General features: G+C 49.1%; 13 protein-coding genes. 9 read left to right on the forward strand and 4 right to left on the reverse strand.

The genetic code is table 11. From position 1 onward, the window contains the following. Positions 1 to 226 precede the first annotated feature (226 nt). The 6 genes from ACYZYZ_RS03195 to ACYZYZ_RS03220 are packed head-to-tail and all read left to right on the forward strand — an operon-like array spanning position 227 to position 7,464. A complete protein-coding gene (locus ACYZYZ_RS03195; protein ID WP_305170686.1) occupies positions 227 to 814 on the forward strand; it encodes a GspH/FimT family pseudopilin in 588 nt (195 codons plus the stop codon). Further along, entirely contained in the window at positions 795 to 1,370 is a 576-nt protein-coding gene (gene pilV, locus ACYZYZ_RS03200) for a type IV pilus modification protein PilV (RefSeq protein ID WP_305170688.1), read from the forward strand. The genes ACYZYZ_RS03195 and pilV overlap by 20 nt, the downstream gene beginning before the upstream one ends. An 11-nt stretch (positions 1,371 to 1,381) precedes the next feature. Beyond that, positions 1,382 to 2,461 carry a PilW family protein gene (locus ACYZYZ_RS03205; RefSeq protein WP_461483228.1) on the forward strand — a complete coding sequence of 360 codons (1,080 nt, stop codon included), beginning with the start codon at positions 1,382 to 1,384 and terminating at the stop codon, positions 2,459 to 2,461. A 15-nt stretch (positions 2,462 to 2,476) separates the two neighbouring features. After that, positions 2,477 to 3,100, forward strand: a complete 624-nt coding sequence (locus ACYZYZ_RS03210; RefSeq protein WP_461483229.1) for a pilus assembly PilX family protein — start codon at positions 2,477 to 2,479, stop codon at positions 3,098 to 3,100. A 45-nt stretch (positions 3,101 to 3,145) separates the two neighbouring features. Then, positions 3,146 to 6,985, forward strand: a complete 3,840-nt coding sequence (locus ACYZYZ_RS03215; protein WP_461483230.1) for a pilus assembly protein — start codon at positions 3,146 to 3,148, stop codon at positions 6,983 to 6,985. 23 nt (positions 6,986 to 7,008) lie between these two features. Beyond that, a complete protein-coding gene (locus tag ACYZYZ_RS03220) occupies positions 7,009 to 7,464 on the forward strand; it encodes a type IV pilin protein (protein WP_305170697.1) in 456 nt (151 codons plus the stop codon). An 8-nt stretch (positions 7,465 to 7,472) separates the two neighbouring features. Here ACYZYZ_RS03220 and ACYZYZ_RS03225 read toward each other — a convergent pair whose 3' ends face one another. The 4 genes from ACYZYZ_RS03225 to ACYZYZ_RS03240 form a co-directional block, all read right to left on the reverse strand. Continuing rightward, positions 7,473 to 8,828 (reverse strand): sigma-54-dependent transcriptional regulator, encoded by a 1,356-nt coding sequence (locus tag ACYZYZ_RS03225; RefSeq protein WP_461483231.1) that lies wholly within the window; start codon positions 8,826 to 8,828, stop codon positions 7,473 to 7,475. Beyond that, positions 8,828 to 10,453 carry a sensor histidine kinase gene (locus ACYZYZ_RS03230; protein WP_461483232.1) on the reverse strand — a complete coding sequence of 542 codons (1,626 nt, stop codon included), beginning with the start codon at positions 10,451 to 10,453 and terminating at the stop codon, positions 8,828 to 8,830. Before ACYZYZ_RS03230 ends, ACYZYZ_RS03225 begins: the two co-directional genes overlap by 1 nt. 111 nt (positions 10,454 to 10,564) lie before the next feature. Then, positions 10,565 to 11,398 (reverse strand): ammonia-dependent NAD(+) synthetase, encoded by an 834-nt coding sequence (gene nadE, locus ACYZYZ_RS03235; RefSeq protein WP_461483233.1) that lies wholly within the window; start codon positions 11,396 to 11,398, stop codon positions 10,565 to 10,567. A 123-nt stretch (positions 11,399 to 11,521) separates the two neighbouring features. Beyond that, positions 11,522 to 12,499, reverse strand: coding sequence for an outer membrane protein assembly factor BamD (locus ACYZYZ_RS03240; protein ID WP_461483234.1), 978 nt, complete (start codon positions 12,497 to 12,499; stop codon positions 11,522 to 11,524). Between the two features lie 108 nt (positions 12,500 to 12,607). Here ACYZYZ_RS03240 and rluD point away from each other — a divergent pair, with 108 nt between their 5' ends. The 3 genes from rluD to ACYZYZ_RS03255 form a co-directional block, all read left to right on the forward strand. Further along, positions 12,608 to 13,579, forward strand: coding sequence for a 23S rRNA pseudouridine(1911/1915/1917) synthase RluD (gene rluD, locus ACYZYZ_RS03245; RefSeq protein WP_461483235.1), 972 nt, complete (start codon positions 12,608 to 12,610; stop codon positions 13,577 to 13,579). A 3-nt stretch (positions 13,580 to 13,582) separates the two neighbouring features. Next, positions 13,583 to 14,329 carry a peptidoglycan editing factor PgeF gene (gene pgeF / locus ACYZYZ_RS03250; protein WP_461483236.1) on the forward strand — a complete coding sequence of 249 codons (747 nt, stop codon included), beginning with the start codon at positions 13,583 to 13,585 and terminating at the stop codon, positions 14,327 to 14,329. Positions 14,330 to 14,400: 71 nt separating this feature from the next. Beyond that, positions 14,401 to 15,052, forward strand: a 652-nt coding sequence (locus ACYZYZ_RS03255; protein ID WP_461483237.1) for a Clp protease N-terminal domain-containing protein, incomplete at its 3' end; no start/stop codon positions are given.

The following is a 15,052-nucleotide window of genomic DNA, read 5'->3' on the forward strand; positions in this document are numbered from 1 at the left end:
CTGGGTGGTGTCGAGCCCATAGAGGTTGAAGGCAGGGAAGAAAATATCAGTTTTTCCATGCCAAAAGAGCTTCGTTAGAAAAATATGAGATATTTTTTTTAAGCTGAAGAAGACCGCCTATCGGATTTTTCGACCGGTATGTCTAAGTCAATAGTGACTCGTCTTGCTATTTGTCCGTTAGTCGGAAGTGTGCGAAACACTGAAATTGATTTGCTATAGAGGCGACATGGATACAAAAACAAGGAACAGAGGTTTCACCATCATTGAATTGATGATCACCGTCGCACTGGTGGCCATCATTCTGGCTTTGGGTGCGCCTTTTTTCAGGGCGACAATTATCGAAAATCGGCTTGCTACTGAAACCAATAATTTTATAGCCAGTATTAACCATGCCAGATCTTTGGCGGCTAAGCGCAACCAGTCTGTCACCATGTGTATCAGTTCTGGTGTTGACAGTTCCGGGGGTGGTAGTTGTATGGATTCAGCGATTGGTTGGGAGCAAGGTTGGATTGTTTTCAATGACATTGACAGGGATGGTGTTCTTGACTCAGGTGGCGATGAAACTGTGCTGCTGGTGAATGAGTCACTTCCCTCCGGTTATACCTTACATGGAACATCAGCATTTGCAGATACTTTGACATTTCATCCTTTTGGCGAGGTTGGTGGGAATAGTTTAGGTTCTTTCCGCCTCTGCTCACCCGATGCTGGGGCTGATAATGAAGATGAGGATGATATAGCTAGAAAAATATCCATTAACTTGACGGGTAGAGCGCGTGTGCAAAAAGGTCTGGATGATGATGAAGATTGCCCATAAACCAATAAATAACCATAGCCCTCACTTTTTGAGTCATCGCCAATCAAAAGGTGCTGGTTTGATTGAGGTGCTGATCGCTGCGCTTGTTCTGTCGGTCGGTATTCTGGGATACGTTGGCCTGCAAATTAATGCCAAACGGCTTAATTTTGAGTCTACACAGCGGACTACGGCTACCTATCTTGCGCAGAACTTGTTAGAGAGAATGCGTAGTAATCCCCAACAGCTAAATGCATATGTAGTCTCGGATCTTGATCCTGGCGCTCTTGGCGAGCCCAATCCGAACTGCACAACGGCACAGTGCACTACGGCAGAATTAGCCACCTTTGATCTTTGGGAATGGGATCAGTTGTTAGACGGAGCCTCGGTATCTGGTGGTTTGATCAATCCAATGGCCTGTGTAACCAATAATGGCAACTACTTGACCGTTGTTATTGTGTGGCAGGGCAAGACGGAATTGGATCAGAGTAATGCACCAGCGTGCGGGGCTGAAAATTACGTTGACACCTTGGAACTGCGGCAATGGATTCAACTCAATACGTTTGTGGCAGATGTGTGAGGCAGCGGTTTATGAAAATTCCTAAGTCGATTAATCGACTCTCAACACATCGCGGATTTACTCTCATCGAGTTAATGGTTGCGTTATTACTAGGGCTTTTACTTTCTGCGGCCATTGTGAGCGTCTTCCTGGAAGGAAAAAACAATTTTGTACAAGATGATGAAGTAGCAAGGGTACAAGAAAATGGTCGTTATGCTTTGCGCTTGTTGTCGCGAGAAATTGGCATGGCCGGCTTTTTTGGTGGTGAACCGGATGCTGTTGATGTCAATGGTGGTGCGGTAAGTGGAAATGATTGTGGGCCGGCGGGTGAGGAGTGGTTGCTTATAGGCGCTACACCGGAAGATCCATCTGACCCTACTAACCATATCGCCTCCCCCTTGGAAGTTTTAGATAATTCAGATACCACTACAGATGATTATTATCAGTGTTTAACGGATGGTCTGGTTGTTAATGGTACGGATATCCTGGTCGTCAAACGAGTATCTGATACCGCTGTAATTGATAATGGCGATTGGCAGCTCCCGGATGATTTGGAAGACTTGGATAATGAGCGCTATTACCTGTTGACTGAAAACCGTGGTCAGGGCGAGACCGAACTTGCTCAAGGTTCAGATCATGAGGCGGATGGCAATTGGAGCTCAGTTGATGATTTTGAAAGTGGTTATGATGTTTGGGAGTACAAGGCTGCCTTATTTTATGTGGGAACTGATGAAGAAGTCCCCAGCCTTTGCAAAAAAGAATTGCAGGATAATGGTGCTAGCATCTCTGGTCAGCGCTGCTTGGTGCAGGGCATTGAAAACATCCAATATGAGCTAGGTATTGATATTGACGGAGATGATGTTCCTGACCAGTTTGTTTCAGGCGACACCTACCCACCAGTAGTAGGGGGTGAAGATACTGATGCTATCGTCGCTGTTCGTATACATGTGTTAGTGAGAAGCCTTAATCAGATCAACTCCATGCCCGCGGAATCGAAAAGCTACCGCCTAGGTGGTGGTACGACGGTTACTACTCCAACAGATCAGTTTTACCGTATGGCAATGTCGACAACAGTATCTGTCCGCAACCCTATTTCCATCGGCGGGTCATGATCAATGGGTGTTTTAATGAAAAAAACTATAGCGCAGTCGTCACAGTTTCATTCCCGTCAGCGGGGTGCGGTTTTGTTGATATCTATCGTCTTTTTGTTGCTTTTAAGCATCCTGGCATTGAGCACCATGAAATCGGGCACGTTAGAGTTTTTGATGGCTGGTAATGAACAGTCTCGCGTGGAAGCCTATGAATTGGCTGCGGCCGTAAACGAGTCCGTAATCAGTCGCTGGAAAGCGTCCACAACACCTGATGATGTGGCGGTTGAAGCAAACTTTAAGACGGATAAAACCCTATGCAGTACCGGCCATAGCGATCCCGACAGTGAGTGCGATGCAAACACCCTGACTATTGATGACAATCTCTCCACAAAGCTGACTAGCACCGGAGCAACAGTCGAATATATGACCCACTATTTGGCGGAAGGCCGGGCTCCTAGAGGGGCGGGTCAGGATGAAGATGATTGTGCGTTTTATTTTGAAACTGAAACTGACTTCAACAACGCAGCCAATAATCAGGGTGTGTCTCATCAGGCTGAGGGTGTCTATATTATTAACCCCGTGGCGAGTGACTGTAGTCAAGTCTCATCAGTCAAGGGCGATTTGGACAAATATGCGCATATTCCTATCGCTGCCGACTAGGAAATGATTTTCAAGGAGGGCGCCTGATACAGGTGTTATCGAAAAATGAAAAAACTTAGATTCTTCCAATTGTTAGGTCTTGTTACAGTGCTGCAGACAGCGCCTGTTATGGCTGATGACACGGAGATTTTCTTTGGTGTCCCGGCAGATGAAGACCCCGCTCCCTCCAAGGTGATGCTTTCTCTGGACTGGCGCCCTAACCTGGGGAGTCCCCAGTGTACCTACCATTCCGATCCGGGCATTTCCGACTGTGATGATGAACTGGGCAGTGAAATTTATGCGGCCATCGGTGAAGAGGGGATAGTCGGCGATGGCGACGACTTGACCTTGTTTGATGCGCTCAGGGCAGTTTTTAGGGTCGTGTTTGATTATATTGCCCCGAAGGGTTTTGAAATTGGCTTTATGATGAGCCATGAAAACGAGAATAACTGTACCGCTACTGATGGTGACCTTAACAATGATAAGGGGTGTAGTGACGGTGGTTATATTCTGCGCGGTTTTGAGGTCATCGATGAATCTGCTGCGGGACAGGCCTCAAAGGAGGAGTTGTTAAATATTCTGGCTAGCATCCCTGTGCCCCAGGGTAATCTAGCCCACCCTTACCAGGGCCGGGAGCTGTTTTTCGAACTTTACCGCTACTTGATTGGCGGTGATGTTCTCAATGGCCATAAAGGTTGGTCCGATTTCAACAGCGAGCGACAGCAGGGGAAAGGGCTTTACAATCTGGACCAGGACTATGCCAATAACGGTTGTGATTTTGAAACCGACCGGGGTTGCGAAAACACGACCATAACTGGCGATAGAAACCTTGATGGTGACGGTAACGTGATCTCTCCCTGGGTTGTCTGGGACAAGGGGATTGAAAATGCCGATGGGGATAAATATATCAGCCCCTATGCCGACGGTGACTATACCTGTTCAAAGACCTATACGGTTAACTTCCTATTCCAGGTCTCACAGCAGGATGCCGACTGGAATACCGCAATCGGCAAAGATATCGGCAACGGCAACAACGAACAGGGCCTGGAGTTGGGCAACACCTCCGGAGATAACGCTTTCCCGGAAATTATTGCAAAGCTCTACAATACCGACGTTGCCAGTACTGATGTGGGGCTTGATGTTGAAGGGGTGCAGAATGTCACCTCCTTCTTTATTGTAGATCAGCTCAACACCAAAACTACCCAGTATGCCCAAGCGGGTGGCACCGAGACACCTTATCCCGCTTCGGAAGACCCTGAGTTGCTGCTGGAGACCCTAAAAAGCATTTTTGACAGTATTGCCTCTGTAAGCACGTCGTTCACCGCGGCGTCGGTGCCGGTAAACGTACAGAACCGTACCGAATCCCTACCGGATATGTACCTGGCCATTTTTAAGGTGGATGAAAATGGTTACCCATTCTGGCCTGGCAATGTCAAGAAGCTCACCATTGATACCACACTACTTGAAAATGGAACTACCTCGACGGTCATTAGAGATGCCAATGATGCGGTGGCGTTTGATGCCACCACCGGGCGTGTCAGTGATGGGGCGCGCACGTTCTGGACGGATGTAAACGCGGACGATGTTGCGGTTGTCGAAGAGGATACGGCAGATACCGAGATCACAGATGGTAGCTTCATAACCCAGGGCGGTGCAGGCCACAAATTGCCCGGCTACCGTGAGTATGACGGTAGTGCCGCGACGATCTCCCCTACAGCTGCCAACGATACCTGGGCCGCTGGCGAGTTGGATGGTCGCCAGTTATTTATCAGCCCTGTTAGTGATGACATCAGCGGCACTGCAAATGGCGGAAATGCGTTGATTGCCCTGAACGCTGATAGTTCAGCTGCTGGGAGCCTGGCAGAAGATGATGAGATTCAGAGGTTGCTTGGCGTTCAGATTGAGGATGAGCTGAATCCCGAAACCTACATTACTGACACAACGTTTGTGACTAAGATTGAGAGCCTCGCCGGTTTGAATTTTGGCCCGTCTATTAGTGATGCTGAACGGGCAGAAGCCGCTCAGGTTCTACTGAAATGGGTGCGAGGTATTGATGTATTTGATTGGGATGCGGATGGTGATACGGATGATGCTCGACCCTGGCTGATGGGTGATCCGCTCCACTCCCGGCCCCTGACAATGAATTACGGTCTTGACGATACCGATTACACGGATTCAGCTAATCCTCATATTCGTGTACTGTTTGGTACTAATGATGGCTTTCTCCATTCGATTCGCAATACGGACCCCGATGGCAGTCAATCCGGTGTTGAAGAGTGGGCCTTTATGCCAAGGGAACTGTTGGCGAATGTTAAGGACTTGATTGGCCAAACCTTCGTTGGGGAGAACAAGCCCTATGGAGTTGATTTGCCGCCGGTTGCCTTTGTGATTGATAACGATCGGGATGGCAATATCGAACGTGGTGCTGGAGGCAACAATACATTTTGTGATCCGGGTGGCACGGACCCGGACCTTGATGATGATGTAACCGAATTGGATTGTGATAAGGCCTACGTATATGTCGGTTTGCGTCGTGGCGGTTCATCCTACTATGCCCTGGACGTGTCGGCCCCCGAGGAACAACCGACTCTGCTTTGGCAAATCACTAACGATGGCAGTGCAGATTTTGCCGAGCTGGGGTTAAGTTTTTCAACACCGAGACAAGCTTGGGTTCGCTTTGAAGATGCCGGTTCGATCAATCAGTACGACGGCGGTTCAGGCGTAGAGAATGTGCCGGTCCCCGTGCTGATTTTTGGTGGTGGTCTTTACGGTGGCTGGAATGATGATGGCACCCGTATAGGACGTGATGATGTTAACTACGATGTGAGTGATACCACTGACGGAAAGTTACCCCGGGATCCTGTCGGTGCTGTATTGTTTATGGTGCATGCTCGCACCGGGCAATTGATCTGGAAGGCGGTCTACGGGAATTCAGAGGGTGGTCAGTCCAGTACTGAATATCACCATGATGGTTTAATACATAGTATTACTGCAGCGGTAACTCCGGTGGATTCTGATGGCAATGGTATTACAGACCGGGTTTATGTTGGCGATACTGGGGGTGTGATCTGGCGCTTTGAGCTTCCGGAGTTTAACCCGTCTTATGCGGGTGATGATGACGACTATGATACGACGTTCAGACAAAATTATTGGCGCGCAACCAAGTTTGCAGAACTGGGTGGTTCGGTAGGCACTACCAGCGACCGACGCTTCTATCACGGTCTGAGTGTCGTGAAGTATCGGGACTCGATTGGTGCCTACGATGGCATTGCTATCGGTTCCGGAGATCGTACTCACCCGCAGTCGGCGCCATCAGATATCGATAATCGGTTTTTCCTTTTGAAAGATCGAATTATCTATGCCGATTCCAGTCCACGTGACGATGCTGGTGTGGATGGTCGAGACCCTTACTATATTGATGATCTACTGAATATCACGGACGATTGTCTCAACGACAGCGATAACGATGAGGATGGGGGCAATGTATGCTCTCCTAATGAGTTAATCAATGGCTGGAGTTTGGAGCTTGAGGCAACCGGTGAGAAGAACCTGTCGATACCCCTGATTTCCGGAGGTAACATCAACTTCACCACTTATTTGCCTGAAGGTGGAGAAGCGGATGGAGAGTGTGCTCCCAATATAGGCATCAGCCGTCTATACCAAGTATCCATTAGAGATGGTTCTCCCGATTACCACCTTTCTGGAAAGGCAGAAGGTACCTCTCTTAATAAAGCTGATCGCTATCAGGATCTTGCTGCAGGGATTGATGGTGGTGTGACGGCTATTTCACCTGAAGTTGGGCTGTCTGGAGCTAAGCAAACTACTCTGGGTGATCAGAGGCCAAATACCTTTTACTGGCGTGAACAGGATATTGATATATTGGATGCTACACCAGCCTCTCCGTAAAGATTTAACTCTGAGATAGAGCTATGCACAGAAAATTAAAGTCTGGTTTTACGATGATAGAACTCTTAATTGTTGTGGCGATCATGGCAATTATTGTGGCGGTTGCGTTACCCAATTACAGGGAGTATGTGATTAAGTCTAACCGCTCGGTGGCAAAAGGTGCGCTATTGGAATTAGCCTCCAGACAGGAGCAATATTTTCTTAATAATCGCTCCTACACGAATTCATTGGAGGATCTGGGCTTTGATGCAACTTATTATGTGGACTCTGAGGGACAACCGTTAGCATCATCTTCAGGCAGTATCTATCAACTTACTATCGATGAGCCTGATTCCAACACAGGGGAAACAACCTATACCCTGCTGGCGACTCCACAAAATGGTCAAACTGAAGATGCAAGGTGTGCGACGTTTAGTATTGATGAGCGTGCAGAGAAAACTGTTGTTGACGCGACAGAGAGTGCTAGCTACTGCTGGTAGCAGGGATTTTACTCGATCTCATACTTTTTAAGTTTGTGGCGAATTTGACGGAAACTGATACCCAGCTCTTCCGCCGTTGCTGTCCTATTCCAGCGATTCCTTTCCAGGGCTTCAACCAGGATCTTTTTCTCGATACTGGCTATGTAGTCATCCAGTGAACCATGGCCGTTGAAAGCGAAGCTTTCAGCGGCCTTTTCAGGAGTTTCCAGGGGGTGTATATGGGCGTTGCTAAGGTCCAGACTTTCAGCAGTAATGCTCCCTTGATCACATAGGGTAAAGGCGCGCTCAAGGGTGTTTTCAAGCTCCCTAATATTGCCCGGGTATGAATGACTTTGTAGCAAGGTGATGGCATTTTCGGTGATTTCTGGAGCGGGCAAACCGGACTCTTTTGCAAATTGTTTTAGAAAGTGTTCCGTCAGTAGTGGAATATCGTCACTGCGCTCTCTCAGACTGGGTACCTTAAGTTCAATAACATTGATCCGGTAAAATAGATCCTGGCGAAAGTGATTGTTTCGAATAGCCTGTGTCAGGTCTTTATGGGTAGCGCTCAGGATTCGTACGTCCACGGCTACTTCCTCCTCGGAACCCACTTGCTTAATGCTTTTTTCCTGGATGGCTCGCAGCAGTTTGACTTGCATGCTCATTGGCAGATCCGCGACCTCATCCAGTAACAGGGTTCCTCCATCAGCAGCCAGGAAAAGACCCTGTTTGTCTTGGTGAGCGCCTGTAAAGCTGCCTTTTTTATGTCCGAAGAATTCACTCTCCATCAGCTCTGTAGGTATCGCGCCACAGTTGACGGGGATAAATGGCCCATTTGCCCGGGGACCAAGATTATGAATGGCTCTTGCAACCAATTCTTTACCAGTGCCTGACTCGCCGTTGATGAAAATAGGAGCCTGGCTTCTGGCAACGCGGCGAATCTGTTGTTTTAACTTTGTCATCGCTGATGATTTGCCAATCAGGGAAGATTCGTCCGAGTCCACTACTTTGTCTGCTTTATCCAGTTTTAAGGCAGATTGCACCACATTGCGTAGACGCATGAGTTCCAGTGGTTTGGAAATAAAGTCAAAAGCACCTTTTTTGAGAGCTTCGATGGCAATTTCCATATTGCCGTAGGCGGTAATCATGGCAATGGGCAGGTGGGGTTTGCGCGACTGCATTTCCTCCAGAAGATCAAGGCCGTTGCCATCGGGCAATTTCATATCCGTGAGGCATAAATCGAACTCTTCACTGAGTAACAATTTTTGCGCTTTTGATAATTTCGCTGCTGTGACAATCTCCAGGCCCATCTCCTCCAGAGTGAGAGAGAGAAGTTCGCGGATATCGGGCTCGTCATCGATGATCAGCACACGTTTTTTCAGCATCAGTTTGGTCTCGGTAATAATTTATCGGGATGTGAAAATCCTATCCTGAAATAACAGTTATCAGCATTATCACCAAAATAATTCAAAGAGGCGTAGTTTGCGTCACATAACTCACGCGACAGGTATAATCCTAAGCCTGTTCCATCATGATTTGTCGTGAAAAAAGGCTCAAAAATAGTGTTAATGTCCTCTTCTGGCACTCCGGGTCCTTTATCATGTACGTCCAGGAAGGGTAAGTCGGCAATTGGATCTCTGGAGATTACCAGCTTTACCCAGCGTTCACCTGCCTCCTTTTCGCTGAAGCGCAGCCCATTATCTATCAGGTTGGTAAGAATTTGAGCCAGGTGCCCCGGATCAAAGAAAATCTGTGTGTCTTTTGTGGTCGATTCAATTTCAATGACGCATGTTTTATTTTGTGTATCCAGGTATTCGTTACGAAATTTTTTCAGCCATTGTAATAGCCAGATTTTCTGGAATTCCGGCATTTTCTGGCGGGAAAGTTGCAAAACATTTTCGACAATCTGGTTGACCCGCTGGCAGTGCCTCAAAATGATATCCAGTAGCTTTTTAGAATTAGGGTCATTGTTCTGTTCTGAGAGTAATTGTGAGGCATGGCTGATGGCGCCGAGCGGATTGCGAATTTCATGGGCAATACTGCCGGTCAAGCGTCCCAGCGAGGATAGTTTGAGCTGCTGTGCCTGTTGAATCAGCGTGCGCGTATCTTCGAGAAAGATCAGTGTTTGTTTTTCCCTCCCCTGTGTCAGGGAGGTAAAGTTGGCCTGTAATTCAGAGGTAGAACGAGAACCTTTAAAGGTCGGTGTGCGCAGCCATGGATAGCCACGCCATTTTTCAAGCTGCTGGTGCAGTGGCAGGGCAAGCCGCAAAGGTCGCCCAATGGCAAGGGGTTTTTCCGGATTCTGACCGCCCAGTAATTGAATGGCGGCACTGTTAATCAGGCGTATTTCATCTTTGCTATCAATCACCAGAATACCCGTACGCATTCGTTTGACGATGGATTCGTTAAGTTTTTGCAGCTGTTCACTTTCTGATACTTTCTGGGCAGCCAGTTCCTGGGCATGACGTATACGTTGCGTGAGAACCTGAAAAATCACAGCCGTTGCAAACAGCAGGATGCCCAGAATACCAGCGGGGAACATTGCATCTTTACCACGACCGAGCAGCATGATTGTTGACAGGGTTTCTGTCATGACACAGATGCTGGCAATGGCGGCCAGCAGCAGGGCCAGTTGGCCGGCAACGAGGATACTGCCCGCAGCTACTGTCGGCAGCATCAAAAAGCCCAGCCCACTTCCCAGGCCGCCACTGGCGTGCATCATCACAGTTAGTGCCACCATGTCCGACAGCAGCATAAAAAACATTAACTGGGTGCCTGGCTGACTTTTGGTGGTTCTTAAGGGAATGAGCGACAGGAAACAAAGCAGTGTGTATGCAGAGGATGTGATAAAAAACAGTTCGTTATCTGAGCTTCCAAGAATGCCTCTTGCCGTTCTGGTGAAGAACATGATCAAAAGGGCTATGGATAACAACGCACGGTAATAACCGTAAACACTGAGTAAACTGTCCGCTTGCTTGGAGTTTTCAAAGGAGCTATAGGTTAAAGCCATGGCACCGGTGTCGTCCTAATTGAAAAGCCCTAAAATCGACAAGAATTCACTACTGTCATGCAGCTCAAGGTGAAAACAATCCACGACGATTCGTGTTAACTACATACCTTCCTAATCATAGAGGGTCGGAATGGGTAGACGCTTGTGCTGTGTTTGCTGATAGATTTCAACGATGCGTTGAGTGACCTCTTTGGTGACAGGTTTGCCCTCCAGAAAGTCATCCAGTTCATCGTAGGTTACCCCTAAAGCATGTTCGTCTGCTTTTTGCGGGGACAGGCATTCAAGGTCTGCAGTAGGTATTTTTTCCACCAGAATTTGGGGAGCACCCAAATGAGCTGCAAGTTGGCGAACTTGGCGTTTGCTAAGGCCAAACAGTGGGGCCAGGTCACAGGCCCCATCCCCCCATTTTGTGAAAAATCCTGTCACATTTTCGGCGGAGTGATCGGTACCTAACACGAGGCCATTTAAGAGCCCTGCGACCTCATATTGAATCGTCATACGGGTGCGGGCTTTGGTATTGCCTTTGGTGAAATCAATTTTATCGTCATCATCGGAAGCAAGATTCGCGGTACCCAACGCGCCTAAAACTTCTTCGTGAATACCATCGGCCCCCAGTTTGACATTGACCGAGAGGCTCTTTGATGGCTGGATGAAACTGACGGCCAGTTGGGCTTCATGCTCATCGGCCTGAACTCCATAGGGAAGCCGGACGGCAATAAACTGGAACTGCTGATCAGGTTTCTCACTGTTGAGTTCATCAACGGCCAATTGCGCGAGACGACCGCAAGTGGTGGAGTCAATGCCTCCACTGATACCTAAAACGAGAGTATTAAGTTTCGATGTCAGTAGTACTGACTTGATGAAATCAATGCGCCTTGCGGCTTCAAAGGCCGGGTCAATCTCAGGGATGACCTTCATTTCTGCGCGAATGCTGTCTATATCCATCGGCTTAACTCTGAATGACTAGTGGTCCGAGGTAATAAGAATAACGCATTCCCATGAGGATAGGGCGTTGAGAGTCGAGACAACCCGCTGCGTACCTGATAAAAGCAATATCGATGGCAGTAATTAGTCCAGAATGCCCAGGGTTAACCAGCTGATCCACTTATTTTTCGGGTTGGCGCCTTCTTCACCTTCTTCCTGGTAGCGCTCATTGTATATATGGCGCGTATCGAAACGGGGTGGCTCGGGCTTGTCGTACAGACCAAGAGTTACCTTGTTGAGCCAGGTTGGCGCCATATAGTTTGGGTCGTCCTGATACTTGAAGCTGCCGTCACTGTCGAGGAGGGGGTAATCGGGATAATTGGCGGCCAACAGGGTAGTAGCATCTTCAGCCAGTTCATACATCTGCATGAGATAGTAGGCTTCTGCCATCACCGCAAGGCCGTCAGGTACGGAGGGTGTTTTCTGGAAATTTTCCACGACAAATCGACCACGGTTGGCCGCTGCCAGGTACGCACCCCTCAGGAAGTAATAATTTGCTACGTGAATCTCATGACGTGCCAGAATGTTTCTCAGGTATATCATGCGTTTCAGGGCATCGGTAGCATAGGGGCTTTCTGGAAAACGATTCAGGAGTTCATTGAAGGTGGCAAAGGAGTTGCGTGCTGTGCCCGGATCCCGCTTGGTGTCATCGGTGGGAATAAACTGGTCGATAAAGCCTTTGCTTTGCACAAATGAGGCCAGACCCTTGAGGTAGAAGGCATAGTCCACATTGGGATGTTGTGGGTGCAGGCGAATAAAACGGTCTGCTGAGGCAATGGCCGCCTCATAATCCCCCATTTTATAGTATGCATAGATCAACTCCAGCTGAGCCTGCTCGGCATACTCCCCAAAGGGATATTGTGCTTCAAGTGCTTCCAGGTTGCTGATGGCTTTTTCCCAGGATCCAAAGCCGAGATCTTTCTGGATGATGTCGTAAAAATCCCTCTCAGTGTAGTCGGCAGTATAGGACTGATCGTCATCCTTCTCTTTGCCCTTGTTCAGCCAGGCACAACTGCAGAGCGTCAGTGAAACAAGAATGACAATGAGAGTAGGGAATCGCATGGGAAGGTAAAATCCTGATGTAGGCTGGCAAAAAGAGTTTTTTGTTCGCTGGTGCAATGGCTGTAAGATGGGCTATTTAACCACAGCCTGACTGGAATCAAAACCTCAATGATCGAACCTATCGTGCTCAATGCCACGGTCCCCGAACACATGGCAGGCGCCCGCCTGGACCAGGTGGCGGCGGAGTTGTTCAGCAGTTATTCCCGCTCGCGTTTGCAAAAGTGGATCAAGGATGGGGAGCTGTTGGTGGATGGCAAATCCTGCCGTCCTAGGGACAAACTGTTTGGTGGTGAACAGCTTTCGGTAAAAGCATTGCTAGAGCCCGAGGGAGAATGGCTTGCCGAGGCAATTGAGCTGGATGTCTGCTATGAAGATGAAGATATTCTGGTCATCAATAAGCCCCCGGGACTGGTGGTACACCCGGCAGCAGGTAATTATCAGGGAACCCTGTTAAACGGTGTGCTTCACTATCTGCCGGCCAATGAAAACATTCCCCGCGCCGGAATTGTGCATCGATTGGATAAGGAGACCTCGGGTCTGATGGTGGTGGCAAAAACACTGGTGGCGCACCAATCCTTGGTCAAGCAGTTGCAGGCGAAAACCGTCAGTCGGGAATATCTGGCCATTGTGCAGGGCGTGATGACCGGGGGTGGCACGGTAGACAAGCCGATTGGCCGCCATCCTCAGGCGCGCACCAAAATGGCGGTGCTGGATTTTGGTGGCAAGGAGGCTGTCAGTCACTATCGGGTCATTGAACGGTTTCCTGCACATACCTTAATCAGGGTGAAGCTGGAAACTGGGCGTACGCACCAGATAAGGGTTCACATGGCAAGCATAGGCTACCCTCTCGTAGGAGATTCAACCTATGGGGGGCGCCTCAAGTTGCCCAAAGGCTCAACACAGGAATTACACGATGCACTGCGTGCCTTTAGGCGTCAGGCATTGCATGCAACTCAACTGGCGCTGTCTCACCCGGTCAGCGGTGAACACATGGAATGGCAGGCCCTGCCTCCTGCGGACTTTAACCGACTTTTTGCGGTGTTAAAGTCTGATGCGCAGCAACGAGATCAACGAGAGTAACGTGTGTTGGTAATTATTCCCGACTGGCCATGCCCGGCATCCATCCGGGCTTATGCCACCAGGCGGCGAGGTGGCGTGTCTAGTCCGCCCTGGAATTCGCTCAACCTGGCGTATCACGTCGGGGATAATCCCATCGCGGTGCAACAGAACTGGCAGATGCTGTCTGCGTTATTGCGGTTCCCTTCTACGCCTCAATTGCTTGAGCAGGTGCATGGCACAGACGTGGTAGATGCCTCCGATAACGGTACCTTTCAGCGAGCGGATGGTTGTTACAGTAATCAGCCGGGTGTGATTTGTACGGTTATGACGGCAGATTGTCTGCCGATCCTTGTGTGCAATCGTCAGGGTACAGAGGTGGCTTCCCTCCACGCGGGATGGCGAGGTCTGGCGGATGGGATAATCGCAAACGGAATCGCCCGTTTTAGTAGCCCACCAGAACAACTGATGGCCTGGCTGGGGCCTGCCATCAGTCAGGCGTTTTTTGAGGTGGGGGAAGACGTCTACGAGGCATTCATGAAGAATGAGGCTCTGTGGGGATCGCGCCTGGAACTGGAAAGCTGCTTCCGTACTACCCGACCTGATCACTGGCAATGTGACCTCTATGCGCTGGCTCGTTTGGCTCTGAAAGCACTGGGTGTCAGGGGAATCTATGGCGGGCAATTTTGCACATTTGCTGATGCTGATCTATTTTATTCTTACCGTCGTGATGGCCAGACAGGCCGTATGGCCAGCTTGATCTGGATCAGTTAAAACCAACCTTATCCTTGAAATGGGTATTGTCGCCCCAACCTTCACTGCTATAGAAACAGTTGAGGTTGACTATGCGATTTGATCGATTTACCAGTCACTTACAGAATGCAATTTCTGATGCCCAGTCTATGGCGGTGGGCAGGGACAACAGTGCCCTGGAGCCGGTCCATGTGATGCTTTCGTTACTTGATCAGCAGGGTAGTTCACTCAAGCCCATGTTCGCTCAGGCGGGCTTCAATGTCGCGGGCTTGAAAGAGGAGCTGACGCAAACGCTTGAGCAGTTACCAAAAATTCAAAACCCAACCGGGGAAATAGCCATTTCTCCGGAATTGGGCAGGTTGTTTAATCTGGCTGATAAAGTCGCCCAGCAGCAGGGCGACCAGTACATCTCCAGCGAGGCCTTGGTGCTTGCTGCTTTTGACGATAAAGGTGGACTGGGCAAGTTATTATCGAAATTTGGCGACAAAGCCAAGTTCAAAGCAGTTGTGGAAAAAATTCGAGGGGGTGAGGCCGTGATGGACCCGGAAGCAGAGGGCAGCCGACAAGCCCTGGAAAAATACACTATTGACCTGACTGAGCGTGCAGAACAGGGCAAGCTGGATCCGGTGATCGGTCGCGATGATGAAATTCGTCGTACTATCCAGGTGCTGCAGCGTCGTACGAAAAACAACCCGGTATTGATCGGTGAGCCCGGTGTAGGTAAGACCGCCATCATCGAAGGAA

Origin of the sequence: Porticoccus sp. (assembly GCA_023261185.1) — a bacterium.
Classification (GTDB): Bacteria; Pseudomonadota; Gammaproteobacteria; order Pseudomonadales; family Porticoccaceae; genus Porticoccus; species Porticoccus litoralis.

Coding starts and splice junctions, on each gene's coding strand:
- ACYZYZ_RS03195 (WP_305170686.1), top strand. CDS start 227: ATGGATACAAAAACAAGGAACAGAGGTTTCACCATCATTGAATTGATG.
- pilV (WP_305170688.1), top strand. CDS start 795: ATGATGAAGATTGCCCATAAACCAATAAATAACCATAGCCCTCACTTT.
- ACYZYZ_RS03205 (WP_461483228.1), top strand. CDS start 1,382: ATGAAAATTCCTAAGTCGATTAATCGACTCTCAACACATCGCGGATTT.
- ACYZYZ_RS03210 (WP_461483229.1), top strand. CDS start 2,477: ATGAAAAAAACTATAGCGCAGTCGTCACAGTTTCATTCCCGTCAGCGG.
- ACYZYZ_RS03215 (WP_461483230.1), top strand. CDS start 3,146: ATGAAAAAACTTAGATTCTTCCAATTGTTAGGTCTTGTTACAGTGCTG.
- ACYZYZ_RS03220 (WP_305170697.1), top strand. CDS start 7,009: ATGCACAGAAAATTAAAGTCTGGTTTTACGATGATAGAACTCTTAATT.
- ACYZYZ_RS03225 (WP_461483231.1), bottom strand. CDS start 8,828: ATGCTGAAAAAACGTGTGCTGATCATCGATGACGAGCCCGATATCCGC.
- ACYZYZ_RS03230 (WP_461483232.1), bottom strand. CDS start 10,453: ATGGCTTTAACCTATAGCTCCTTTGAAAACTCCAAGCAAGCGGACAGT.
- nadE (WP_461483233.1), bottom strand. CDS start 11,398: ATGGATATAGACAGCATTCGCGCAGAAATGAAGGTCATCCCTGAGATT.
- ACYZYZ_RS03240 (WP_461483234.1), bottom strand. CDS start 12,499: ATGCGATTCCCTACTCTCATTGTCATTCTTGTTTCACTGACGCTCTGC.
- rluD (WP_461483235.1), top strand. CDS start 12,608: ATGATCGAACCTATCGTGCTCAATGCCACGGTCCCCGAACACATGGCA.